19 protein-coding genes are annotated in these 22,779 nt (G+C 74.6%); 7 read left to right on the top strand and 12 right to left on the bottom strand.

All coding sequences use genetic code 11. The features are described from left to right. Positions 1–67 precede the first annotated feature (67 nt). Complete coding sequence (locus tag PATMI_RS0123545) at positions 68–307, bottom strand: hypothetical protein (RefSeq protein ID WP_026912673.1); 240 nt, start codon at positions 305–307, stop codon at positions 68–70. 393 nt (positions 308–700) lie between these two features. Continuing rightward, a complete protein-coding gene (locus PATMI_RS32860; protein ID WP_051472214.1) occupies positions 701–1,864 on the bottom strand; it encodes an EAL domain-containing protein in 1,164 nt (387 codons plus the stop codon). A 113-nt stretch (positions 1,865–1,977) separates the two neighbouring features. Between PATMI_RS32860 and PATMI_RS36220 the strand changes: the two genes are divergently transcribed. Both PATMI_RS36220 and PATMI_RS32865 read left to right on the top strand, forming a co-directional pair. Further along, complete coding sequence (locus tag PATMI_RS36220; protein ID WP_084270208.1) at positions 1,978–2,148, top strand: DUF1059 domain-containing protein; 171 nt, start codon at positions 1,978–1,980, stop codon at positions 2,146–2,148. Between the two features lie 325 nt (positions 2,149–2,473). Then, a complete protein-coding gene (locus PATMI_RS32865) occupies positions 2,474–4,942 on the top strand; it encodes a glycerol-3-phosphate 1-O-acyltransferase (protein WP_051472215.1) in 2,469 nt (822 codons plus the stop codon). Between the two features lie 64 nt (positions 4,943–5,006). Here the strand turns inward: PATMI_RS32865 and PATMI_RS0123565 are convergent, their stop codons facing one another. The 3 genes from PATMI_RS0123565 to PATMI_RS32875 form a co-directional block, all read right to left on the bottom strand. Further along, entirely contained in the window at positions 5,007–5,336 is a 330-nt protein-coding gene (locus PATMI_RS0123565; protein ID WP_026912674.1) for a hypothetical protein, read from the bottom strand. Between the two features lie 133 nt (positions 5,337–5,469). After that, a complete protein-coding gene (locus PATMI_RS32870; RefSeq protein WP_051472216.1) occupies positions 5,470–6,387 on the bottom strand; it encodes a fatty acid desaturase in 918 nt (305 codons plus the stop codon). A gap of 121 nt (positions 6,388–6,508) precedes the next feature. Next, positions 6,509–7,753 carry a PucR family transcriptional regulator gene (locus PATMI_RS32875; RefSeq protein WP_211241783.1) on the bottom strand — a complete coding sequence of 415 codons (1,245 nt, stop codon included), beginning with the start codon at positions 7,751–7,753 and terminating at the stop codon, positions 6,509–6,511. Positions 7,754–7,832: 79 nt separating this feature from the next. Here PATMI_RS32875 and PATMI_RS35410 point away from each other — a divergent pair, with 79 nt between their 5' ends. Continuing rightward, complete coding sequence (locus PATMI_RS35410; protein ID WP_051472217.1) at positions 7,833–8,819, top strand: glucosaminidase domain-containing protein; 987 nt, start codon at positions 7,833–7,835, stop codon at positions 8,817–8,819. A gap of 256 nt (positions 8,820–9,075) precedes the next feature. Further along, a complete protein-coding gene (locus PATMI_RS0123585) occupies positions 9,076–9,948 on the top strand; it encodes a 3-hydroxybutyryl-CoA dehydrogenase (protein ID WP_026912675.1) in 873 nt (290 codons plus the stop codon). Positions 9,949–10,001: 53 nt separating this feature from the next. Here the strand turns inward: PATMI_RS0123585 and PATMI_RS0123590 are convergent, their stop codons facing one another. Both PATMI_RS0123590 and PATMI_RS0123595 read right to left on the bottom strand, forming a co-directional pair. Then, positions 10,002–10,484, bottom strand: coding sequence for a hypothetical protein (locus tag PATMI_RS0123590; protein WP_157260948.1), 483 nt, complete (start codon positions 10,482–10,484; stop codon positions 10,002–10,004). A 156-nt stretch (positions 10,485–10,640) separates the two neighbouring features. Next, the gene (locus PATMI_RS0123595) at positions 10,641–12,059 is read right to left on the bottom strand and encodes a wax ester/triacylglycerol synthase domain-containing protein (RefSeq protein WP_026912677.1); all 1,419 of its coding nucleotides are present in this window, start codon (positions 12,057–12,059) and stop codon (positions 10,641–10,643) included. A gap of 221 nt (positions 12,060–12,280) precedes the next feature. Here PATMI_RS0123595 and PATMI_RS0123600 point away from each other — a divergent pair, with 221 nt between their 5' ends. Next, complete coding sequence (locus tag PATMI_RS0123600) at positions 12,281–13,291, top strand: NAD(P)H-dependent glycerol-3-phosphate dehydrogenase (protein WP_026912678.1); 1,011 nt, start codon at positions 12,281–12,283, stop codon at positions 13,289–13,291. A gap of 58 nt (positions 13,292–13,349) precedes the next feature. Here the strand turns inward: PATMI_RS0123600 and PATMI_RS0123605 are convergent, their stop codons facing one another. The 5 genes from PATMI_RS0123605 to PATMI_RS0123625 all read right to left on the bottom strand — a co-directional run bounded on the left by PATMI_RS0123605 (position 13,350) and on the right by PATMI_RS0123625 (position 20,306). Then, positions 13,350–15,134 carry a helix-turn-helix domain-containing protein gene (locus PATMI_RS0123605; protein WP_026912679.1) on the bottom strand — a complete coding sequence of 595 codons (1,785 nt, stop codon included), beginning with the start codon at positions 15,132–15,134 and terminating at the stop codon, positions 13,350–13,352. 172 nt (positions 15,135–15,306) lie between these two features. Continuing rightward, a complete protein-coding gene (locus tag PATMI_RS0123610) occupies positions 15,307–16,767 on the bottom strand; it encodes an HAD-IB family hydrolase (protein ID WP_026912680.1) in 1,461 nt (486 codons plus the stop codon). Then, on the bottom strand, positions 16,764–18,170 hold the full coding sequence (locus tag PATMI_RS0123615) for a wax ester/triacylglycerol synthase domain-containing protein (RefSeq protein ID WP_026912681.1): 1,407 nt from the start codon (positions 18,168–18,170) through the stop codon (positions 16,764–16,766). The genes PATMI_RS0123610 and PATMI_RS0123615 overlap by 4 nt, the downstream gene beginning before the upstream one ends. Further along, positions 18,167–19,018, bottom strand: coding sequence for an alpha/beta fold hydrolase (locus PATMI_RS32885; RefSeq protein WP_051472218.1), 852 nt, complete (start codon positions 19,016–19,018; stop codon positions 18,167–18,169). Before PATMI_RS32885 ends, PATMI_RS0123615 begins: the two co-directional genes overlap by 4 nt. Before the next feature lie 178 nt (positions 19,019–19,196). Then, positions 19,197–20,306, bottom strand: a complete 1,110-nt coding sequence (locus PATMI_RS0123625; protein ID WP_026912682.1) for an NAD(P)-dependent alcohol dehydrogenase — start codon at positions 20,304–20,306, stop codon at positions 19,197–19,199. 340 nt (positions 20,307–20,646) lie between these two features. Here PATMI_RS0123625 and PATMI_RS32890 point away from each other — a divergent pair, with 340 nt between their 5' ends. Then, positions 20,647–21,573 (top strand): LLM class flavin-dependent oxidoreductase, encoded by a 927-nt coding sequence (locus PATMI_RS32890; protein WP_051472219.1) that lies wholly within the window; start codon positions 20,647–20,649, stop codon positions 21,571–21,573. A 28-nt stretch (positions 21,574–21,601) separates the two neighbouring features. Then, a complete protein-coding gene (locus PATMI_RS0123640) occupies positions 21,602–22,765 on the top strand; it encodes an acyl-CoA dehydrogenase family protein (protein ID WP_026912683.1) in 1,164 nt (387 codons plus the stop codon). The last annotated feature ends 14 nt before the right edge of the window (positions 22,766–22,779 follow it).

Here is a 22,779-nt window from a genome sequence, read left to right on the forward strand (position 1 = left end):
CGGGTCCACGTCGAGGGCCGGTGCTCCGCGTGCCACCGCGCGACCGCGGCCACCCGCCGGCGACCGCTCAGCCGGCGTCGAGGCGCCCGATGACGTCGCCGACGACGACCAGGGCCTCCGCCAGGGCCCGCCGCGCCGCGAACAGGTCCGCATCACCGGACGGGCCGAGGGGCGCGCCGGCCGCGGCCCGCTCGATGCGGTGCCGCAGCACGACGAGATGGAGCCCCAGGGCGTCGAGCTCGACGGAGGCGTCGATCCGCGGATCGGCCTCGATGCGGACGGTCAGGTCGAGGACCCGAGCGAGCACCGACTCCGCCTCCTCCGCGATCCCGCGCAGCGGGCGGGCGTGCGGACGCCCCCCGGTGGGACGACGGGCGCCGGCGCCGGCCCCGCCCCGCCCAGACCGCGGGCGGCCGCCCGTGGAACGTGCTCGTGACCCGTGGTCCAACCGCATACCGACCTCCCTGCCCGCACCCGAAGGTGGATGTGTGCGACACGTGGACGTCGCCTGCACCGAATGTACGCCGTCCCGGAGCCCGTGGGCGTGTCCAGTCCGGCCATGATCCGCGCCGCCGGTTCCGCCCGATGTGGAAGCCGTGCGGCGGTCGTCCGGCCGACGCCCGGGGGCGACCACCGCCGTCGCGGGTCGACGACGTCGAGACGCCGGCGCCCCGGTGCCGCGACCGGACCGGGGCCGACCTCAGCCGGACGTGCGGGACCGGGCCAGCGCCTCGGTCAGGCGCTCGACCCCGACGACGCCGATGGCGCGCCCCAGCGCGTCGCAGCAGACGACCGGGAGGAGGCGCTCGGACGCGGGACGCCCCGCCGCGCGGAGCGCGACGTCGGCGACGTCCTCCCCCGGCATGACGCACATCGGTCGCGGGCCGCCAGGCACGAGCTCCCCGTCGACCTCGAGGCCGACGGGCGCACCGTGGTCGTCGACGAGGACGACGTGCGACCGCTCGCCCGTGAGCGACCGCCGGCCGTTCGCGGTCCGCATCACCGCGCGCATCTCGGCGTCGTCGACCTCGCGCATCGGGGTCTCCCGGACCAGGCGCCCGACGGGCAGCGCCACGTGCTCGTGGTCGCCCAGGTGCCGGACGAGGTCCGCGACCTCCGGGGCGAGGTCCCCGGCCTCGGGACCGGGCCGGCCGAGCAGGTACCCCTGTCCGAGCGCGACCTCGAGCTCCGCGACGACCTCGAGCTCGCCGCGGCGCTCGATGCCCTCGGCGACGAGCCAGCCGTCGAGCTCGTCGGTCAGCGCGCCGATCGCCGCGACCGCCGCCCTGCGGTGGGGCTCGTGGTCGAGGTCGGTGACGAGCGCCCGGTCGAGCTTGACGAACGCGGGCCGGAGCGCGAGCACGTGGCCGAGGCTGGCGTAGCCCGCCCCGACGTCGTCGACGCCGAGCAGCGCCCCCGCCGACGCGGTCGACGCGAACGCGGTGCGCAACGCGTCGTAGTCCAGGACGCGCTCGTGCTCGGTGATCTCCACCACGAGGCCGCGGAGGTCGCCGCCCGCCGCGAGGACCTCCGACGTCGCGGTCTCGAGCATCACCCCGGCGCTGACGTTCACGCTCAGGAACGTGTTGGCCGGGAGCTGCGGCCGGACGCGCAGCGCCTTGGCGAGGATCGCGCGCTCGAGGTCGCCGAGCCGGTGCTCCCGCTCGGCGGCGGCCAGCCAGGGCAGCGGGTACGGCGGGTAGCCGTCGAGGTCGAAGCGCGCGAGCACCTCGTAGCCCGCGACGACCCCGCGCCGCAGGTCGGCGATCGGCTGGAACGCCAGCCGCACCGGGCCGTCCGGGCAGCCGACGAGGTCGAGCGCACGGGACCAGTCGAGCCCTGGGTCGGCCGTCGTCTCGATCACCGTCGTCCTCCCCGCATCGTCGTCCCCCGTCCGTCCATCACTCCTGCACGTACCCGCCGGAGGTCTGGTAGACCACGGTCGTCCGAGCCGTCAACGCAGGGAGTCGAGTCGAGATGAAGCAGTTCGCATGTGGCAGCGTGGTGCCCGGGTGCACCGCGACGTTCGAGGGACCGACCGAGGACGCGATCCTCGCCCAGGTCGCCGAGCACGCGAAGGCCGACCACGGGATGGAGTCCGTCCCCAACGAGGTCGTCGAGCAGGTGCGGCAGAACATTACGGGCTGAGCGTCCGGCCGCCGTCCCCGCGCACCGCCGCGCCGCCTCGAGGGCGGTCGGACGGCGGGTGCGTGGGGTCGCGTTCACGGTCGTTGCTCCTGCGGTGGCGGCCCGGGCATCGGGTCGGCGGGGAGCAGCTTCCCTCCACCCCGCCCGCCGTGTCAACGCCACTGGACGGTGCGGCCGGGCGGGACCGACGATCCGTCCGCCGCACCCCGCCGTCGCTCACGGACCGCGGCGGTCCGGACGACACCCGGCGGGTCCCACCCCCCGCGCCGGGGGCGCGAGACGCCCGGAGCTTGCGGCGTACGGGCCGATGATGGAGGCTCTGGACATGCATGGGGCCCCCGGCGGACGAGCAGGCATCACGACGACGACACCGACGCCCTGGCCGCCCGAGGGAGGCAAGCCCGTCTACCTCGCGCCCAGTGCCAACGCGGTCGAGCGCGACGTGCTGCTCGGCGCCGTCCGGGCGCTCGCGGTGGGCGACGGCGATCCGCAGCTCGTGTTCTCCGGCGCGGACGCGATCGCGGCCGCCGACGACCCCGGGCGGCCGATCGTGCCGGTCCGCGTCCACTGGTCGCCGGCGGGTGGGGACGGCGGCCCCGCGCGCCTCGCCGGTCTGCGGGAGATCACCCGGGTCGCCGCCCCCGAGGCCCTCCGGCTCCCGCGCCAGCGTCGCGTCCTCTCGAGCGACCCCTCCCGTTGCCGCGTCCTCGTCGGCGCGCCGGCCACGCTCACCGAGCTCGAGGCCCGCTGGCGCGAGCGCACCGGGACCCCCGGGAAGACCACGTCGGACTCGTCCGGACCCGCGTCCTCGTCGACCGGCGACCTGCCGTCGTTCATCGAGCGGGCGGCCGGGATCGTCCTCGAGCGCGCGAAGCGCTCCGTCACCGGCGACCGCTACCGCGCCCCACGGGGAGCCGTCGACGAGATCATCGGCGACCACCGGTTCCAGGAGGCCGCGGACGCACTCGCCGTCCGCCTCGGCCGCGATCCCGTCGGCGTCATCGCCGACGCGCGCGCCTACCTCGAGGAGTTCGGGACGGAGCAGCACAGCGCCGCGCGCGACGTCTGGGCCCGCTGGTCGCGGTTCCTGCACCGCGCCTACGACGTGAAGGTCGACCCGGAGCAGGTGGCGAGGATCCGGGAGCTCGCCGCGGAGCGCCCGCTCGTCTTCCTCCCGTCGCACCGCTCGAACCTCGACGGGTTCGTGATGGCGGCCCTGATGTACGACCAGGGGCTGCCGCCGAACAACACGCTGGGCGGCATCAACATGTCGTTCTGGCCGCTCGGCCCGATGGGTCGGCGCAACGGCGTGATCTTCATCCGCCGCACGTTCCGCGACAACGAGGTCTACCGCTTCGCGCTCCGGCAGTACCTCGGGTTCCTCGTGCAGAAGCGGTTCAACCTCGAGTGGTACATCGAGGGCGGACGCTCCCGCACCGGCAAGCTCCTGCCCCCGCGGCTCGGCCTCTTCAACTACCTCGCCGACGCCGTCGAGGACCTCGGCACCGACGACCTCCGCGTGATCCCCGTGTCGATCGTCTACGACGAGCTGCGCGAGGTGCACGAGATGACGAGCGAGTCCCGCGGCGCGGTGAAGCCCGCCGAGGGCGCCAAGTGGCTGTTCGACTTCGCCCGCTCGCAGAAGGGCGACTACGGCTCGATCCACGTGAACTTCGGCGAGCCGCTCGACCTCGCCGCGTCACTGCGCCGCCACGGCGGTCTCGGCAAGGACGTCGAGCCGGCCGCCAAGCGCCTCGCCCGCAGCAAGTCGTCGTTCGAGGTGATGACCCGGATCAACCGCGCCACCGCCGTCACCGACACCTGCCTCGTCACGCTCGCGCTGCTGGCCGGCGAGGACCGCGCCCTGACGATCGGCGAGGTCTCCGACGCGCTCGAGCCGCTGATCACCTACGTGCACCAGCGGGGTATCCCCGGCGCCGAGAGCACCGACGGCCTGGCGGTGACCTCGCGGGTCGAGCGCACCCTGAAGACGCTGCAGGAGCACGGCGTCGTCGAGTGCTTCGCCGGCGGGCGCGAGACCGTGTTCCGCATCGGCCCCGACCAGGAGCTCGTGGCCGCCTTCTACCGCAACGCCGGCATCCACTGGTTCATCAACCGCGCGATCGTCGAGCTCGCCCTGCTCCACGCGGCCGAGGCCGAGCCCGGCGAGGGCGACGATCCGTTCGACGTCGCGGTCGAGGACGCGTTCCGGCTCCGCGACCTCCTGAAGTTCGAGTTCTTCTTCCCGGAGAAGGAGGAGTTCCTCGACGAGCTGCGGGAGGAGGTCGCGCTGATCGACCCGCGCTGGCGCGACCGCGAGAGCCGCGCCGAGCTCGTGCCCGAGCTCGGGGAGCGGTTCCGCGACTCGGGCGCGGTGGTCGCTCACCGCGTGCTGCGGTCGTTCGTCGAGGCGTACGCGATCGTCGCGGACCACCTGGCCGCGTCGGGCGCGAAGTCCGTCGAGGTCGAGGACACGATCGAGCGGTGCCTCCTGCTCGGTCGGCAGTACCGGATGCAGCGCTACGTCACGAGCGAGGAGGCCCTGTCGTCCCACCTCTTCCGCTCCGCCCTGCAGCTCGCGAAGAACCGCGGGCTCGTGGACGCCCCCGGCGATCCGGACCTCGCCGCCCGGCGCACCGCGTTCGCGGACGAGCTCGCGGACGTCCTCCGCCGCCTGCGCGCCGTCGGCCGCCTGGACCGTCAGCGCTCCCGGCCGACGGGCTTCGCCGACCCGGAGACCGACCGTCCGGGGTCGGCGGACGACCCGGCCGGCGGCGTCGCGACGGTGGCCTGACGGGCGACCTCGTCGCCGGTCCCGGGGCCGTTCGACCTCCGGGCCGGCGTCGGCCCGGGCGCGGTCAGACCGTCGCGAAGTACTCGACGAGCTCGGACACGGTCTCGACCGACGCGCCGATGTCGCGCCGCGCGCCGAGGAGCGCGTCGATCCCGCCGTCGCCGTGACGCTCGGGCCGGGAGCGCTCGATCCGCCACTGGAGGTCCACCAGCGTCGTCGTGATCGCGTCGATGTCCTCGATCGCGATGGTCTCGCCGAGGTGCGTCGCGTCGAGGACACCCTCGACGCGCAGGCGGACTGAACGGGCTTCCTCGCGGAGCGCCGACGGCTGGGTCCCCCGTCGCGCAACCCGTGCCTGGCACCCCGCGGCGCGCCTCGCCGTGCGTGCGCTCATGTCGTGCGTTCCCCCACCGGAAGCGGTCATTGCCCGTTGTTCGGACGACCCTCCCGTTTTGTGACCACGAATGTCGTCCGGGCCCATCGGACGTCCATCCGGGGGGCGCGGCGCCCGGACGCCGGACCCGGTGCTACTCGTGGTCCTCGACGAGCTCGCGCATCCGCCGGTACTCGTCGGCGGTGATCTCCCGGCCCCGGAGGGTCGAGAGCGCCGGGTCGCCGTCCACGTACGACGCCTCGTTGCGACGCCACACCTGGATGTACTTGTAGAACGGCACGGTCGGGTGGAGGTGATGGACCAGGTGGTAGTTCTGGTACAGCATCAGCGGGGAGACCCAGCGCTCGCCGCCGATGCGGTTGCGGGTCGTCTTGAGCCGGTCCTCCTTGGGCCGGTGGTGCAGGCCGTGGTGCGGGAGGTAGTCGAACGCGTAGGCGAGCCAGATGATCGCCAGGCGCGACGGCACGAAGAGGACGACGAGCCAGGCGACGACGTTGCCCGTCGCGATCAGCGCGACGGGGACCGCGACGCCCAGGGCGAGGAACAGGATGCCCTCGACCTGCTCGGGACGGGGCCGCGAGCGGACGTGCCGGAGGTAGAAGAGCACGTAGTGGTAGTCGATCGTGACCCACCGGAAGGGCCGCTGCCAGCCGGGCCCACGCATCGTGTAGTGGTCCGGGTCGTCGCCGTCGTCGTGGTTCGTGAACCGGTGGTGCTGCATGTGGATGAAGCGCCAGACCGGGAACGCGGCGTGGAGGGCGAAGAACGGTGCCGACGCCCGGCCCATCGCGTTGTTCAGGACCTTGTTGCTCGACGCCGAGCGGTGCGCCGCGTCGTGCGCGACGGTGAACAGGAGGTACCCGGTGACCGCGTTGACGACGACCGTCGCCCACCACGGCACGGCGTCGGCCAGGTAGAGCACGGTCGCGCCGATCCAGCCGGCGAGGCCCACGACGAGCAGCGCGAGGGTCGGGACCGCGACGGACGGCACGGGCTCCGCAGGGTTCGGGATCCGGCGGACGGTGACGGGTGGGGGGACGGTGGCGGACATCGGTGGCGGCTCCTCGACGGACGGTGCGATCCCAACGTACGCCCCCGGAGCGCCGGTGGCTACGGGCACCCGGCCCAGGGCGGTGTGCGGATCGCACATCCCCCGCGACGGGTCCACCGCCTCAGCCGGGCAGGACCGCCGGGCCGAGCGCCGCGGCGAGCAGCAGCGCGGCGTGGAGCTCGGCCGGGCGGTCGGTGGCCGGACGGCCGCGGAGCTCCTCGGCGCGGCGGACGCGCTGCAGGACCGTGTTGCGATGGACGCCGAGCAGGCGCGCGGCCGCCGCGAGGCCGCCCTGCGGCGCGACGACCGCGAGCAGGGCGGCGCGGACGCGCTCCGCGGCCGGACCGGCCGTCGCCAGGCCGCCGAGCTCGCCGGCCACGAAGGCCCGCGCCGCGTCGACGTCCCGGCTCAGCAGATCGACGAGCGCCACGTCGGCGTAGGTCGAGAGCGACGGGGCGCGGTGTTCCGCGAGCGTCGCGATCCGGCGCGCGCGGTCGGCCTGGAGCCGTCCGTCGCGGAAGCCCGCCAGGCCGACCCCCGGGCTCCCCACCGCGACGTGCACCTCGGCCGACGCCGCCCGGGTCGCCGCGGTCGACGCGGCGACGTCGACCGGCCCGTCGGGCACGACCCAGCCGCCGAGGACGTGGGGCCCGTCGGGGACGAGCAGCGGCCGGGCGCTCCCCACCGTCGCCGCGAGGGCGAGCGCGACCCGCTCGAGCTCCACCGGATCGCCGGTCGACCAGCACACGAACGCGAGCTGCGGACCGGCGAGCGCGTGGCCGAGGGCACGCTCGGCGGAGCGGTGGTCGACCGGCTCTCCCGCGAGCACGGCGCGGACCACGTCGGCACGCACGATGGCCGCTCGCCGCTGGCGTCGCTCCCGCTCGGCGACGTGCTCGGCGCCGACGCGCGCGGAGACCGTGTCGATGTAGCGGAACGAGAACGCCGCGGTGTCGCGGAGCGCGACGGCCAGTCGGTCGCGGTCGGTGATCACCTCGGTCAGCGCGGAGCTCCAGAGGCCCCAGAAGTACGCGTGCCCGAGCCGGTAGAAGCGCAGGGTCGAGTCCACCCCGCGGCCGCTGGCCGCCATCCGCCGGGCGTGCTCCAGCGCGGCGACCGGGGCCTCGGTCGCGCTCGCCGGGATGCCGTGGCGCACCATCGAGATCATCGCCTCGACGTTGGCGCTGCACGACGCGAGCGTCACGCCGGCGATCTCCGGGTCGTCGACGGCCTCCGGGATGTGTTCCGCGAGGTAGTCGAACATGCCCCCGGCGATGCCCTCGACGTCGCCCGCCCAGCCCGTCGCGAGGGCGCGGACCTCCTCGATCGCCATCCCGTCCGGCGGCGCGTCCTGCGGCTCGAGCACCCGTCGAGCCTCGCACGCCCGGCGGTCGGCGGGGTGCCGGCACGGGCGTCCCGGACGGGCGCTACCCTGGCGGCGTCCCATGCGCGTGCGTCCTCGTCCCCTGTCGTCCATCGCCGTCGTCCTGCTGGCATCCGCCACGGCGGCGGTCTCCCCCGCGGCGGCGTCCTCCGGGCCGCCCGCCGGCCCCGCCGCCCAGGCGAGCCCGGCGACGCCCCGGGCCGCGCGCGCCGCGCCGTCGCCCGTGGGTGTCGTGCGGCTGAAGCCGGCCGGGTCGACGATCGCGACCCGCCGGAGCCCGGTCGCGCCGGCACCCGGCAGCGCCGTGAAGGACGGCGACAGCTTCGTGATCCGCTGCCAGGTCAACGGCGACGAGCAGGCGTCGACGTACGGCACGTCGCGGCTCTGGAACCAGGTCCAGCTCCCGACCGGGGAGATCGCCTACCTCCCGGGCGCCGCGACCGACCTCTCGACCCGCACCGAGATGGTCGCCCCGTACTGCGGTTGGCAGGACGCCACCCGCGTCGGCGGCTCGCAGGGGACGTGCTTCCGGCGCTCCCCCGTGCGGCTCCTCGCCGCCCCGCGGTCGCGCGCCGCGTTCGTGAAGCGGGCCGGACCGGAGGCCCGGCGGTCGTTCCGCTCGACCGGCGTGCCGGCGTCCGTGTCGGTCGCCCAGGGGATCCTCGAGTCCGACTCCGGGAAGGCGACGGCCGGGGCGAACAACTACTTCGGCATCAAGGCGCAGCAGGTCGACCCGGGCACCGGGACGTTCACCTGGGGGTCCTCGGCGGTCGGCTGCGTGAACGTGCCGACGTTCGAGTCCGAGGGCGGCACGGACGTGCGGATCATCGCCGCGTTCCGGCTGTACCGGACGATGCGCGGCTCGTTCGCCGACCACGGGCGGTTCCTGCGCGACAACCCGCGGTACGCGACCGCGTTCCGGTACCGCCGCGATCCGAAGCGGTTCGCGAAGGCGCTCCAGCGCGCAGGGTACGCCACCGACCCGTCGTACAGCTCGAAGCTGATCGCGCTGATCCGGCAGGAGCGGCTCACCCGCTTCGACCGCTGAGCCCGGGGGCGCGTCGCCGGTCGCGGGCCGTCGCGGCACCTCCTGCGCCCTCGTGCATGCGCCACGGGCACCGCGGCCGGGCCGGCCGGGGTGGCGAGGTCACACGGCCCGCCGGGACGCGTCGCGGGGCGGCGCGAACGACCCCCGGTCGGGGGTGTCGCGGCACGTCGCCGGAGGACTAGCGTGATCGCATGGACCCCAGCGCTCACCCCCTCGGCCGCCCGGCCGCCACCGCGTGCCTCCCGGAGGCCGGCCGATGAGCGCCGCGGAGCAGATCGACCTCGTCGGCGTCGTCGGCGGCGGGCAGATGGGGTCCGGGATCGCGGAGGTCGCCGCGCGCGCCGGGTGCGACGTCGTCGTCGTCGAGGTCAGCCAGGAGCTCGCGGACAAGGCGGTCGCCAGGATCGAGGCCTCCCTGCAGCGCGGCGTCAGCCGGGGCAAGCTCACCGCCGAGGAGGCCGCCGACACGGTCGGACGGCTCAGCGCGTCGGGGTCGATGGCCGACCTCGCCGACCGGCAGCTCGTCGTCGAGGCGGTCGTCGAGCGCAAGGAGGCGAAGCTCGAGGTGATCGGCGCGCTGGCCGAGATCCTCACCGACCCGACGGCCATCCTCGCGTCGAACACGTCGTCGATCCCGATCGTCGAGCTCGGCGCGGCCGTCGGCCAGCGGTCCACGAACGTCCTGGGGCTCCACTTCTTCAACCCGGTGCCGGTGCTCTCGCTCGTCGAGATCATCCCGTCGCTCCTGACGTCCGAGAGCGTCACCGAGCGCGCGCGGTCGTTCGTCGTCGACGTCCTGGGCAAGGACCCGATCACGGCCCCCGACCGCGCGGGCTTCACCGTCAACGCGCTGCTGATCCCGTACCTGCTCTCCGCCATCCGGATGCTCGAGCAGGGCCTCGCGTCCGCGAAGGACATCGACGAGGGCATGGTCAAGGGCTGCGCGCACCCGATGGGCCCGCTGCGGCTGTCGGACCTGATCGGACTGGACACCGTGCTGGGCGTCGCCGAGACCCTCTACGCCGAGCAGCGCGAGCAGCTGTTCGCCCCGCCGGCGCTGCTCCAGCGGCTCGTGTCGGCCGGCCGGCTCGGCCGCAAGACCGGGCACGGCGTCTACGACTACGACTGACGGTCCGCGCGCGGCGGTCCCGGCCGGGACCGCCGGACGCGCGGCGCCGGCGATCAGCAGGAGGGCCGGCGCACGCGCCGGGGTCCGCGCGAGGCGGGCGTCCCGGCGCCCGGGCGCAGGACGGGCGGGCCGCCGAGCAGGGCGACGAGCGGGCGGGACCGGCCGAGTCGGCGGGACGGCACGTCGGCGCGGGCCGGGCGGGCCATCAGGTCGCGCCCGCGGGACATCGAGTCCTCTGCGGCGCGGCAGTCCTCGGCGATGCGCTCCGCGAGGTCCTCGAGGTCCTCCACGGGCATCTCCGCGGCCGGGTTCTCGCGGAGCGTCGTCGCGACCTCGTGGAGCCGGTGGATGATGACGAGGAGCGTGGCGCGGACGACCGACACCTCGTCCGCGCACTCCGGCACGTCGTGGGCCGCGTCGGCGAGGTCCTGCCGCGCCGCGTAGAGCTCCTGCGAGAGCTCCTCGGTCAGCCAGTCCGCGACCGCGATGAAGTGGGTGGAGAGCTCGGTGTCGCCGGTGCGGTCGTGTCGGGGCATCGTGTGGGCCGGTCCGGCGATCCCGGAGGGCTCCGGGGGCACGTGGACCCTGGCGCGTCGGGGGTCATCAGACAGAGACGACCGGGATCGGGAAAACAGACGAAAATCGTAGGACGAGTTTCCCGGCACCCCCCGGACGGTGTACCCGGCGAGCGGTCAGGCGCCGACCGCGAGCACCTCGTCGAAGCCCGCCCGCAGACTCTCCCGCAACGCCGGGACGTCGGTCACCGCGGCCGTGTCGACCGCGATCCCGATGCTGCAGACGCCGCGGTTCGACACGAGCGTGGCCATGATCGCGCAGCCCGGGACGGGGCCCATCACGTAGAGGCCCTGCACCTCGGCCCCGGCCACGAACGCGTCGCGGTCCAGGCCGCGGAAGTTCGACGCCTGCACGTCGAGCGCGCTCGTCAGCGAGGCCGTCGACCGGGTGATGAGCGCCGTCGGCAGCCGGCTCATCAGCGGGGCGACGGCGCCCGCCAGGTCGAGCGCGGGCTCGTCGCGCGCGGCGAGGACCTGCTCCCGGACCCGGGAGATCCGTCGTGCGGCGTCCGGCTCCGCCACCGGCAGCGCCACCCGGGCGGCGGCGAAGCGGTTGCCGCCCGAACCGTCGGCCGACGTCCGCAGGCTGATCGGCATCCCGAGGGGGAGCTCGTCGACGTCCACCCCGAGCCGCTCGTGGTAGCGACGCAGTCCGGCGCCGAGCGCCGCGAGGTACGCGTCGTTCAGCGATCCGCCGAGCGCCTTGCCGGCACGACGGAGGTCCGCGAGCGAGACCTCGTGCGTGAAGACCGCGCGCCCGAGGCCCCGCGAGCGGAACGCGGGCGACGGGCTCCCCGGCGCCGCGCCGGCCATCCGTCCCAGCGACGACACGTACCGCGCGGTCGCCGCGGCGGTCCGCCGGGGGCGCCGGACGATCCCGCCCGCCAGGCGGGTGGCGCGCGCCGCGATGCCGGGCGTCCGTGCGAGCTGCCGGGTCGCGTTGCGGACGAGGAGCCCCGACGCCGACGCGGCCTCCGCGGGGACGAGTCCGGCCTGTCCGGTCGCCGAGACGGTCGGGTCGCGCGTGTCGCTGTGGATGAGGTCCAGCAGCTGGACGAGCGCCGTGCCGTCGGCCATCGCGTGGTGGAGCTTGAAGAGGTACAGGGCCCGTCCGTCGGCGAGCCCTTCGACGAGGACGCCCTTCCACTGCGGGCGGTCGCGGGCGAAGTCCTCCATGTGGACCTCGGCCGCCACGACCATCGCGTCGTCGAACGTCGACCCGGGCGGCAACGCGATCCGGCGCAGGTGCGCGTCGAGGTCGACGTCGACGTCGACCCACGCGGGCTGCCCGATGCGCGACGGATCCTCGAGCACCCGCTGGCGCATCCGGCGGACGCGGCGGACCAGCCAGCGGTGGCCGGTGACGAGCCGCTCCCACTCGGGCGCGTGGTCGAGGACCTCGACCAGGAGCCCCGCCGAGCGCAGCACCGGGTCGGCGTCGGCCCGCCACATCATCGTCTCGAAGGGCGACAGCTCGTCGGCCGTGCCCCAGTCGGCGGCCTCGGTGCTCCTCGCGGACGTCGTCTCCTGCGGCACGGTGCTCCTCGCGTGGTGTGCCGCGGGGTGCGGCGGTCGGAGCGGAGGATAGTCCCCGTCCGTCGTACGGCGCACGCGCGGTTCCCCCGGATGGAGGACGCAGACCACCCCTCGGATCCGCTCGCGAGCCGTGCGCTGCGGATACGGTCGTCGGACGGATCCCGGACGAGGAACACCAGCATGCGCACGATCTCCCGGCACGACGACCTCCCCGCACCGGCATGACGAAGCCCGTCAACGTCGTCGTCCTCGGTGGTGGCTCGTGGGCCACGACCGTCGCGTCCCTCGCGGCGACGAACACCCCGACCACGATCTGGGCCCGCGACGCCGACGTCGCCCGCGACATCGACGAGCACCACCGCAACTCGCGGTTCCTCGAGGACCGCCCCCTCACCGAGAGCCTCCGCGGGACCGACGACCTCGCCGCCGCGGTCGCGAAGGCCGACGTGCTCGTGATGGGCGTCCCGTCCCAGGCGCTGCGCGAGGTCGCCGGGCTCGCCGCCCCGCACCTGCGCCCCTGGGTCCCGGTGCTGTCGCTCTCCAAGGGCATCGAGGTCGGCACCCGTCTGCGCCCGACCCAGATCATCGGGTCCGTCCTGCCCGGTCACCCGATCGGCCTGCTCGCCGGCCCGAACCTCGCCCGCGAGATCCTCGACGGCAAGGCGGCCGCCGCCGTCGTCGCGACGCCGGACACCGAGGTCGCCAAGGCCCTGCAACCGCTGTTCTCGACGCCGCTGTTCCGCGTCTACCGCAACGCGGACGTCGTCGGCAGCGAGCTCGGCGGCGCCCTGAAGAACGTGATCGCGATCGCCAGCGGCATGGCCGACGGCCTGGGCGTCGGCGACAACACGCGGGCGATGGTGGTGACCCGCGGGCTCGCGGAGGTCACGCGGCTGGGCGTGGCGCTCGGCGGCGACCCGGTCACCTTCACGGGCCTCACGGGCCTCGGGGACCTCCTGGCCACCTGCTCCAGCAAGCTCTCGCGCAACCGGCGCGTCGGCGAGGAGCTCGGCAGCGGGAAGACGATCGAGGAGGTCCTCGCGGGGATGAGCCAGGTCGCCGAGGGCGTCAAGTCCGTCCGGACGGTCCTCGAGCTCGCCGCGATGCACGACGTCTCGATGCCGATCGCCGAGGAGGTCGACGCGGTCGTCAACGAGGGGCGGTCCGCCCGCGACGCCTACCGCGGTCTGCGGGCCGAGGCCGCGCAGAGCGAGCACCACGAGGTGGCCTGAGGGCCGGGGCGGTCGGCACCGACGGGTGGCGGCCCGCCGGTGCCCCGCACGCGGCTGCTCAGCTGCGCAGCGCGATGACCGCGGCCTGTGCGGTCAGCTGATCGCCGACGTCGCCGAGCACGTCGAGTCCCGTCCGCTCGCGGATGCGCGCGAACCGGTGGCGGATCGTGTTGGCGTGGAGCCCGAGCACCGCCGCGGTCTCGGTGACGCTCGCGCCCGCGGCGAAGAAGTGGCGCAGCGTCTCCACGAGGTCCCCGCCGGCGGACTCGGCCCGCAGGAGCGGTCCGAGCAGCTCGGTCGCCAGGTCGCGGGCATCCGAGGCCTCGCAGGCGAACAGACGCGCGGGACCGAGGCTCTCGACCGTCAGCGACCTGGACGGACCGGCGACGACCGCGGCGCCGCGGGCCTCCCGCAGCGCGCGCGGGAGTCCGATGAGGCCGGTGCTCGGCGCGGAGACCACCACGCGCACGTCCATCCCGGCCGCGTCGGCGAGGGCCTCGAGGGCGGCGCCCGCCGCGGCACGTCGCTCGACGTCCGCCGGAGGTTGCACCACGAGGACCGAGCCCGTCCCGAGCACGACCTCCACCGGCGCCCACGCCGGCAGCGCCGACCGGACCGCATCGAGGTCGAGGGCACCGCCGTCGGACAGCACGACCAGACGCGGGGCCTCGGGGTCGATCCCGAGCCGGACGGCCAGGGCGTCGCAGGCGTGGGGACCGAGCCCTCCGCCGAGGACGCCCGCGAGGAGCGTCGCGCGGGCCGCGTCGTCGGGCTCGCCGACGGGGGCCTGCCGGACCGTCAGCGCCGCGGCGATCCTGGCGGCGATCAGGCGGTCGGTCGTCCCCGGGCGACCGCCGGCGGGGAGCACGAGCACGACGTGCGGTCCGTCGCCCGGTCCGGTGCGCACCAGCGCGGCGGCGCACGACGGGCCGTCGGTGCGCCCGGACCGGAGCGGCACCACGACGGTGCCGTCGTCGTCCGGCACGGTGCTCGCGCGCATCGCGGCGATCCCGACGGCGGCGTCCGGGGAGGGCCGGCCGTCCGCATCGGCGGGACCGGCGCGGAGGACGAGCTCGCCCGACCCGTCGCGGAGCTCGACCACGACCTCGGCCGCGACGGCGACGGCCTCGAGGAGCGTGCGACGGCCCGCGCCTCCGGTCTCGCCGATGGCGCGCTCGACCCGGGCGATCCGGGCGTGGGCCCGTCGCTCGCGGGCCAGGGCGTCCCGCGCCGCGGCGAGCTCCGCGACGCGCAGCGAGCGGTCCATCCACCGACCGAGCAGCGCCGCGAACGCCGCGGCGGCGGACTCGAGCTCCGTCCCGAACCGCCGGCGACGGTCGCGGTCCTCGACGAACGCGACGCCGAGCACGCGCCCTCCGGCGGACACGGGCACGATCAGCACGGAGCCGGTGTGCTGCCGGCGGACGGCGACCGCCTGCGCCGGGCGCGGACCGGGAGGCGCGTCGGGCAGGGCGACCGGGGTGCGAAGCCCGACGGCCTCGCGGACGGCGGGCTCGCCGGTGGGATCGAGGATCAGCCGCCGCAGGACCGGGTCCAGGGACGCCGGGTGGCCGAGGCGGCCGTGGAAGCACCCGCCCTCTCCCCCGCGCAGGTAGACGCTGCAGCGATCGGCGTCCAGCAGGTCGCAGAGCGCCTCGGCGGCGGGACGCAGCACCGCGTCGAGACCCGGGCGGTCGCCGGCCCGCCCGAGGACCTCACCGAAGGCCCGCGCAGCCGCGGGGTCGGCCCGCGGCGCCTCGACGTCGGGCAGCGCCCGCAACGCCGGAGCGGTCCCGCCGGCCCGGCGCAGGGCGGTACCACGGGTCGTCTCGGTCATCGCCATGGATGGACAGTACCGGATCCGTGAACGATCGTTTACATGCCGTCCGGTGCGCGGATCGCCCGTGCGAAACACGGATCGCCCGTCCCGACGGCGGTCTCGCCGGTCCGGGGCGTCGGCGGGCCCCGGAGGACGTCCCCCCGATGGGAGGCGAAGGTCCATCCGTGGCGGTCGCCTACGGGGCGGCCTCCAGCGCCGGCGGGGCCGACGGGCCCCACTCGTCGAGCGTCGTCTGGAACAGTCCGCGGATGCGCTCGACCTGCGCCGGGATGTCCTCGGTGGCCCAGTCGGTCGTCGGCTGCGGCTCGAGCACCCGGACGTCGAGGGTGCCGCTGCGGATGTAGCCGTCGCCCCGCCACTGGAGCGCCCCGGCGTTGCGCAGGACGATCGGGACGATCGGGACCCCGGCCTGCTGCGCCATGTGGAAGGCGCCCTTCTTGAACGGCCCGAGCCGGGGCGTCATCGAGCGGGTGCCCTCGGGCGAGAGCACGATCGAGACGCCCTCCTGCAGCCGCGCGACGACGGGATCGAGGACCTTCCGCGGGTCACCGGACCCGTCGCGCTCGACGAAGGCGATGCCGGCCAGCCGCGCGAACTGCCCGATCCCCGGCTGCGAGGCGACCTGCGCCTTCGCCACACCGGTCATGTCCTGGCGCAGCAGCCGCATCACCACGAGGCCGTCGATCCAGCTCTGGTGGTTGAAGATGAAGACCGCGGGGCGATGCGACCACGCGTGCTCCTCCCCCTCCACGTTCAGCCGGACCCCGGCGAACGCGAGCGCCAGCCGGCTGCCGACGTCGAGGGTCACGTCGACGGCGACCTTGCGGTCGCGGTTGAGCACCCCGAGGCCCAGACCGAGTCCGAACGACGTCGCCATGCTGCCGTACGCCGCGAGCGACCGGACCTTGTCGACCACGCCCAGGGGCGTCCGCGCGACCAGGGTCTCGGTGGGCCAGCCCTGGCGCTCGGCGTGGGCGCGCAGGTCGTCGTGCGGATTGATCGCCACGGCGTGCCCGACGACCGAGAGGAACTCGATGTCCTCCGCGCCGTTGGCGTAGCCGAAGCTGTCGATCAGCGCCACGTCGTGCGCGTCGGCGAACGCCTCGACGGCGTCGGCCTTGCCCGCACCCCAGAGGATCGCGTCGTCGACGATGCCGCCGTCGAGGACCCCGTCGACGACCGACGGCGTCGTGCACAGCACGTGCTCGACGTCGAGCTCCCGCACGACCGGCTCGATCTGGAACGGCAGCGCCGAGCTGGCGATGACGACGGTGTGACCACGGCGCTGGTGGGCCTCGATGAGGAGGAAGGCGTCCTCGTACATCCACCCACCGGTGACGCTGCGGGCGAGCTTGCGTCCGGCGGCGTCCAGGTCCTCCTTGCGGCGACCCTTCAGCGCCCGGACCCCGACCCGCATCAGCTCCTCGAAGCTGCTGCGCCCGGCGGCGCCCTTGAGCCCGACGAGCGTCAGGTTCGCCATCTCCATCAGGCCGATGTCGCGGCGACGGAAGCGGTCCTTCATCAGCGCCGCCGCCGAGTACCCGTCGATGACGGTGCCGTCGAAGTCGAAGATCGCGGCGGTCTGCGGGCCCTCCGGTGCCGCCTCGATCGCGGCGAGGCGCTCCTCGAGGCTCATGCCGTCGCCCCGGTCGTGCCGAGGACCTCGTCGAAGCCCTCACGCAAGCTGCGCCGCAGCAGCTCGACGTCGGTCACCGCGGCCGTGTCGACGGCGACGCCGATGCAGCACGTCCCGCGGTGGGAGATCAGCGTCGCCATGAACGCGGAGCCGGGCACCGGGCCCATCGGGTACACGGCGAGGACCTCGGCGCCGGCCATGAAGGCCTCGCGGTCGAGCCCGCGGAAGTTCGACGCCTGGACGTCGAGGCCGTTCGTGAAGCTCGCCGTCGCGCGCGTCAGGAGCGCCGTGGGTGCGCGGCTCATCATCGGCGCGGTGGCGCCCGTGAAGTCGAGGGCCGGCTCGCCCCGTGCGGCGAGGACCTGCTCCCGGATCCGGCGCACGCGCTCGGCGGGGTCGGGCTCCGCGACCGGGAGCGCGATGCGCGCGCCGGCGAACCGGTTGCCGCCGCTCTCGTCCTCTGCGGTCCTGAGGCTGATCGGCATGCCGAGCGGCACCTCGTCGACCTCGACCCCGATCGCCGCGTGGTAGCGCCGCAGCCCACCGCCGAGACCGGCGAGGTAGGCGTCGTTCAGCGACCCCCCGAGCCGCTTGCCCGCGGCGCTCAGGTCCTTCACGGGCACGTCGATCGGGAACAGCGCGCGACCGAGGCTGCGCTCGCGCATCGCCGGCGAGGGCGTGCCCGCCGGGGCGCCGAGGACGCGGCCGAGCGACTGCGCGTAGCGCCGGGCGCTCGTGAACCCCTTGCGCGGCCGGACCGCGAGGCCGAGCGCCGCACGGCCGCCGCGCAACGCGAGCCCGGGGGTCCGCGTCGCCTGCCGGGTCGCGTGCCGGACGGCGAGCGCCGCACCCGAGCTCCGCGGTGCGGCGTCGAGCGGGCCCACCAGTCCGGCCGTGACCGTCGGGTCGCGCGTGGAGCTGTGCAGGAGGTCGAGCAGCTGCACGATCGCGGTGCCGTCCGCCATGGCGTGGTGGAGCTTCAGGAGGTACATCGCCCGACCGTCCGGGAGCCCCTCGACCAGCACGCTCAGCCACTGCGGACGGGTGCGGTCGAAGCCCTCCTCGTGGAGGTCGCCCGCGACGCGCAGCGCGTCGTCGAGGGTGGAGCCCTCCGGCAGGCGCACCCGCCGGACGTGGACGTCGAGGTCGACCTCGGTGTCCACCCACGCCGGCTGGCCGACGAGCGTCGGATCGTCGAGGATCCGCTGCCGCATCCGCCGGACGCGCCGCACCGCCCACTGGTGACCGGCGCGGAGCCGCTCCCACTCCGGCGCGTGGTCGAGGATCTCCACGACGACGCCGGCGGAGCGGAGCGCGGGGTTCGCGTCCGCGCGCCACATCATCGCCTCGAACGGGGTCAGCTCGTCCGCGACGCCCCAGTCCGCCGGTGCGTCGCGGCTCATGCCCCGACCTCCGTGCCCTGCTCGGCGTCGACGCGCCCGGTGACCTCGAGGATCGTCCGGGCCACGAGGGCCGGGTCGTCGAACATCGGCACGTGCCCGACCCCGGGCAGGTGCACGAGCTCGGCGTTCGGCAGGTGCTCCATGAGCGGCACCCCGTAACCCGGGAACGGGATCGTCCGGTCCAGCTCGGCCCAGGCCACCCGCACGGGGCAGGTCACCTGCGACATGTCCTCGGCGAACGGGCCGTCCCGGAGCGTCGCGGCGAGGAACGGCTCGAGGATGGTGCAGGCCCCGAGGTCCTCGGTCATCTCGAGCGCGGCGGCGGCCGGGACGCGCTCCCCGTGCGCCATCACCGACCGGAACGCGAGCTTCCGGGCCCGCGGGCGTCGCAGCACCCGCAGCACGCCCGGGTTGGTCACGGAGCCGAACCGGCTCGCCTGGCGCATCAGCCGCGACACCCGGGCCAGGCGGCGGTCGTCGAGCCAGCCGCCGGCAGGGGAGAACGCGACGGCCGACGTGGCACGCCCGCGACGGGCGAGCTCCAGCGTCACCCAGCCCCCGAGCGAGTTGCCGACGACGTGGGCCGTCCCGAAGCCGGCCGCGTCCATCGCGCGCTCGACGTCGTCGGCGAGCGCCGCCACGCTGATCTCGGCGTCCGCGGGGTGGGGCGTGCCGCCGCCGTGCCCGAGCAGCGTCGGCGCGAGCACGTCGTGCTTCGCGGAGACCGCGGGGAGGACGGGCGTCCACACGCGCCAGGTGCCGGTGAGCCCGTGCAGGAGGACCAGCGGCGTTCCTTCGCCGGTGCGCACGAACGGCGGGGTGGAGGAGCCGGGCGGGTTCTGCGGCATGGGGAGTCCGATCTGGAGCGGTCGAGGCGGGGCGCCGTGCGGGACGCCCCGCGGACGACGCTATCGGCGGGACGTGGGCCCGGACGACCGGTGCGCCCGCACGTTGTGCGGACGGACACCGGCCGGGCGGGTGCCGGTGCCGGTCCGCGGGCCGCGGGCCCCGCGGACCGGCGGGGCGTTACGCCGCGTCGGGGACGAGGACGACCTTCACGACCTCGCCGCGGTGCTGGGCGTCGACGGCCTCGTTGATCTGCGACAGCGGGAACGTCTCGATCAGCTTGTCGAACGGGAACTTGCCCGCCTTGTGCCACTCGAGCATCTTCGGGATGAAGACGTCGGGGTCGGAGTCGCCCTCCTGGATGCCCCGGACCGTCAGCCCCAGCGCGAGCAGCGGCAGGTACGGGATCGGGGTCAGGATGTCGAGCGCCGGCGGCACGGCGAGGATGCCGTAGGTCGCGTGGAAGTCCACGGCTGCCGTGGAGCCCGCGATGACGTCCGGGATCCCGGTGGTGTCGACGACGAAGTTCGCGCCGGAGGGCACGATCGCGCGCACGAGCTCGCCGATGTCGCCCGAGGTCGGGTCGATCGCATGGGTGGCACCGAGCTCGAGCGCGAGCTCGCGGCGCGCGGCCACGGGCTCGGACACGATGATGGTCCCGGCCTCCTGGATCGCTCCGCCCATCGCGGCGGCGAGACCGACGGGACCGCCACCGAGGATCAGGAGGGTGGAGCCCTTCGTGACCTTCAGCGAGTTGACGACGGCACCGGCGCCGGTCATCAGGCCGCAGCCGAGCGGGCCGACGAGCTCGATCGGGACGTCGTCGCCGACCGGGACGACGTTGCGCTCGGAGGTGAGCGCGTACGACGCGAACGAGGACTGCCCGAAGAAGCTGCCGTGGACGGCCTCGCCGTCCTTGTTCAGCGTGACGGCGCCGTCGCCCTGCACGCCGCCGTAGTTCAGCGGGGCGAAGTTGTGGCAGTAGGAGGGGTCGTCGTCCTTGCACGTCGGGCAGGTGCCGCAGGTCGCGAAGCCGACGGCGACCTTGTCGCCGACCTTGACCTTGGTGACGCCCTCGCCGATCGCCTGGACGATGCCCGAGCCCTCGTGCCCGAAGACGGCCGGCAGAGGAGCGGGGAGGATCTGATCGCGCGCGGTGAGGTCGGTGTGGCAGAGCCCGACGCCCTTGATCTCGACGATCAGCTCCCCGGCCCGCGGCGCCTGGAGCTCGAGCTTCTCGATGGTGAACGGCTTCCCGCCCTCGCGTACGACTGCTGCAGTGATGTCCATGGTGCTCCTCGTTGGGTCGATGACGGGCGACCCGGGAGGTCCGGCGTGCAGGTGTCGGCGACGTCGGTCTCGCGGGTCGGGGCGAACGTATCCGCACACCCGACGGGTCGTCGCGGGCGCGCGACCTTCCGCTGGGAGTCTCTCCAGCGACCGCCCCGCCGCCGTCGCCCCCGGGACGGGGCTTCCCCTCCCGTTGGGGGTCAATCCACCCGTCGAGGAGGTCGATGTGAACGATCGTTCATCCCTCGTGGTAGCGTGGCGCCGTGCCCAATCCGAGCCCGCTCCACGACATCGTCGGACCCGTCGAGCACGGCACCGACCACCGTGCCGGGACGGGCCGATGACCCGCGCCCCGCGCCCCTGGGCGGGCATCGGCGTCGCCGTCCCGAGCGTCGACGCGTACGGCATCGGCCACCCCGTGCTGGACGTCGCCCGCGCGGCGGAGGACCACGGCCTGGACCACGTCTGGGTGCCCGACCACCTCGTCTTCCACCGCCCGATCGTCGAAGCGCTCACGACGCTGGCGATGATCGCCGGCGCCACGTCGCGCGTGAAGCTCGGCACCGCGATCCTCAATCCCGCGCTGCGCCCGCTGATCTGGACCGCCAAGCAGCTCCAGACCCTCGAGACCCTGGCCCCCGGCCGCACCCTCCTGGGTGTCGGGATGGGCGGCGAGTACGAGCCCGAGTGGACCGCCGCGGGCGTGAACCGCAAGCAGCGCGCCCGTCGGTTGGACGAGGCGCTCGACCTGCTGCCCGCGCTGTTCTCCGGCGAGCCCGTGACGCACGAGGGTCTCCACGGGATCGACACCCCGGCGATGGTCCCGAGCGCCCCGGTGCCCCCGGTCCTGATCGGCGGCCGCGCCGAGCCCGCGCTCCGACGCACCGCCCGCGCCGGCGACGCCTGGCTGCCGATGTGGCTGGACCCCGACCAGGTCGCCACCGGCCTCGCGCAGCTCGCGGAGTACGCCGCGGAGCTGGACCGCCCCGCCCCCGGCGCCGCCCTCGTCGCGTTCATCAACGTGAACGACGACGAGGAGCGCGGCCACCAGGAGGCCGCGGAGCTCGTCAAGAAGCAGTACGGCATGCCCTACGAGAAGGTCCGCAAGTGGACGATCGTGGGCTCGGAGGACCAGGTCGCCGAACGCCTCGAGGAGTACCGCCGGGCCGGTATCGAGGGCTTCTCCTTCGCCGTCGCCGGTCCCGACCAGCTGACCCAGGTCGAGCGCATCGCGGGCGTCCGCGCACGCCTCGGCCTCACCGTCTGACCCCCGCACGACGCACCCCGAGGACCCCATGAAGCGCACGATCCACGATGCCGACCACCAGGACCTGCGGGAGTCCTACGCCGCGTTCCTGACGCGCGAGGTCGCCCCCGTCTACGACACCTGGGAGGAGGAGACCGGCGTCATCGACCGCGCGGTCCTGAAGCGGGCGGGCGACGCCGGGTTCCTCGGCCTCCAAGTCGGCGAGGAGCACGGCGGCGCGGACACCGAGGACTTCCGCTTCAACCAGGTGCTCGCCGAGGAGGGCTTCTCCCGCGGGCTCGCCGGCTTCGCGATGGCCGTCCAGATCCAGAACGACGTCGTCCTGCCGTACCTCACCGAGCTGACCACCCAGGACCAGAAGGACCGCTGGCTCCCCGGTGTCGTCTCCGGCGACCTCATCACCGCGATCGGCATGTCCGAGCCCGGCACCGGCTCCGATCTCGCGCACCTCTCCACCCGCGCGGTCAGGGACGGCGACCACTACGTCGTCAACGGCGCCAAGACGTTCATCACCAACGGCATCAACGCCGACCTCGTCGTCTGCGCCGTGCGGACGGGCGACACCGGCACCCACCGCGACATCTCGATCCTGGCGATCGAGGCCGACACCCCCGGGTTCTCGCGCGGGCGCAACCTCGACAAGCTCGGCCTCCACTCCCAGGACACCGCCGAACTGTTCTTCCAGGACATGCGGGTCCCCGTCGAGAACCTGATCGGCGAGGAGGGCCTCGGCTTCAAGTACATGATGCAGCGGCTCCCGCAGGAGCGGCTGACGATCGCGATCGCCGCCGCCGCGGCCGCCAAGGGCGCGCTCGACGGCACCCTGGAGTACGTCAAGCAGCGGACGGCGTTCGGTCGGCCCGTCGGCACCTTCCAGAACTCGCGCTTCGAGCTCGCGTCGTGCTTCGGCGAGCTCCAGGTCACGCAGGCGCACATCGACACCGCCACCCTCGCCCACAACGACCACGACCTCTCCGCCGAGGACGCCGCGATCGCGAAGTGGTGGGCCACCGAGGCGCAGGGCCGCATCGTCGACCGCTGCCTGCAGCTCCACGGCGGCTACGGCTACATGCTCGAGTACCCGATCGCCCGCTTCTACGCCGACGCCCGCATCAACCGCATCTACGGCGGCCCCAACGAGGTCATGCTCGAGATCGTCGGTCGCTCCATGGGCCTCGCCGACCCCCGCTGAGCCAGACGCGGCGC

The organism is Patulibacter minatonensis DSM 18081 (genome assembly GCF_000519325.1).
Lineage (GTDB): Bacteria > Actinomycetota > Thermoleophilia > Solirubrobacterales > Solirubrobacteraceae > Patulibacter > Patulibacter minatonensis.

Bases quoted from the DNA above. Each gene is read 5' to 3' on its own strand.
- PATMI_RS0123600 (WP_026912678.1), top strand. From the start codon at position 12,281: ATGACGAAGCCCGTCAACGTCGTCGTCCTCGGTGGTGGCTCGTGGGCC.
- PATMI_RS35410 (WP_051472217.1), top strand. From the start codon at position 7,833: ATGCGCGTGCGTCCTCGTCCCCTGTCGTCCATCGCCGTCGTCCTGCTG.
- PATMI_RS0123610 (WP_026912680.1), bottom strand. From the start codon at position 16,767: ATGAGCCTCGAGGAGCGCCTCGCCGCGATCGAGGCGGCACCGGAGGGC.
- PATMI_RS0123590 (WP_157260948.1), bottom strand. From the start codon at position 10,484: ATGCCCCGACACGACCGCACCGGCGACACCGAGCTCTCCACCCACTTC.
- PATMI_RS0123565 (WP_026912674.1), bottom strand. From the start codon at position 5,336: ATGAGCGCACGCACGGCGAGGCGCGCCGCGGGGTGCCAGGCACGGGTT.
- PATMI_RS0123605 (WP_026912679.1), bottom strand. From the start codon at position 15,134: ATGGCGATGACCGAGACGACCCGTGGTACCGCCCTGCGCCGGGCCGGC.
- PATMI_RS36220 (WP_084270208.1), top strand. From the start codon at position 1,978: ATGAAGCAGTTCGCATGTGGCAGCGTGGTGCCCGGGTGCACCGCGACG.
- PATMI_RS32870 (WP_051472216.1), bottom strand. From the start codon at position 6,387: ATGTCCGCCACCGTCCCCCCACCCGTCACCGTCCGCCGGATCCCGAAC.
- PATMI_RS0123585 (WP_026912675.1), top strand. From the start codon at position 9,076: ATGAGCGCCGCGGAGCAGATCGACCTCGTCGGCGTCGTCGGCGGCGGG.
- PATMI_RS32890 (WP_051472219.1), top strand. From the start codon at position 20,647: ATGACCCGCGCCCCGCGCCCCTGGGCGGGCATCGGCGTCGCCGTCCCG.
- PATMI_RS0123625 (WP_026912682.1), bottom strand. From the start codon at position 20,306: ATGGACATCACTGCAGCAGTCGTACGCGAGGGCGGGAAGCCGTTCACC.
- PATMI_RS0123640 (WP_026912683.1), top strand. From the start codon at position 21,602: ATGAAGCGCACGATCCACGATGCCGACCACCAGGACCTGCGGGAGTCC.
- PATMI_RS32885 (WP_051472218.1), bottom strand. From the start codon at position 19,018: ATGCCGCAGAACCCGCCCGGCTCCTCCACCCCGCCGTTCGTGCGCACC.
- PATMI_RS32865 (WP_051472215.1), top strand. From the start codon at position 2,474: ATGCATGGGGCCCCCGGCGGACGAGCAGGCATCACGACGACGACACCG.
- PATMI_RS0123615 (WP_026912681.1), bottom strand. From the start codon at position 18,170: ATGAGCCGCGACGCACCGGCGGACTGGGGCGTCGCGGACGAGCTGACC.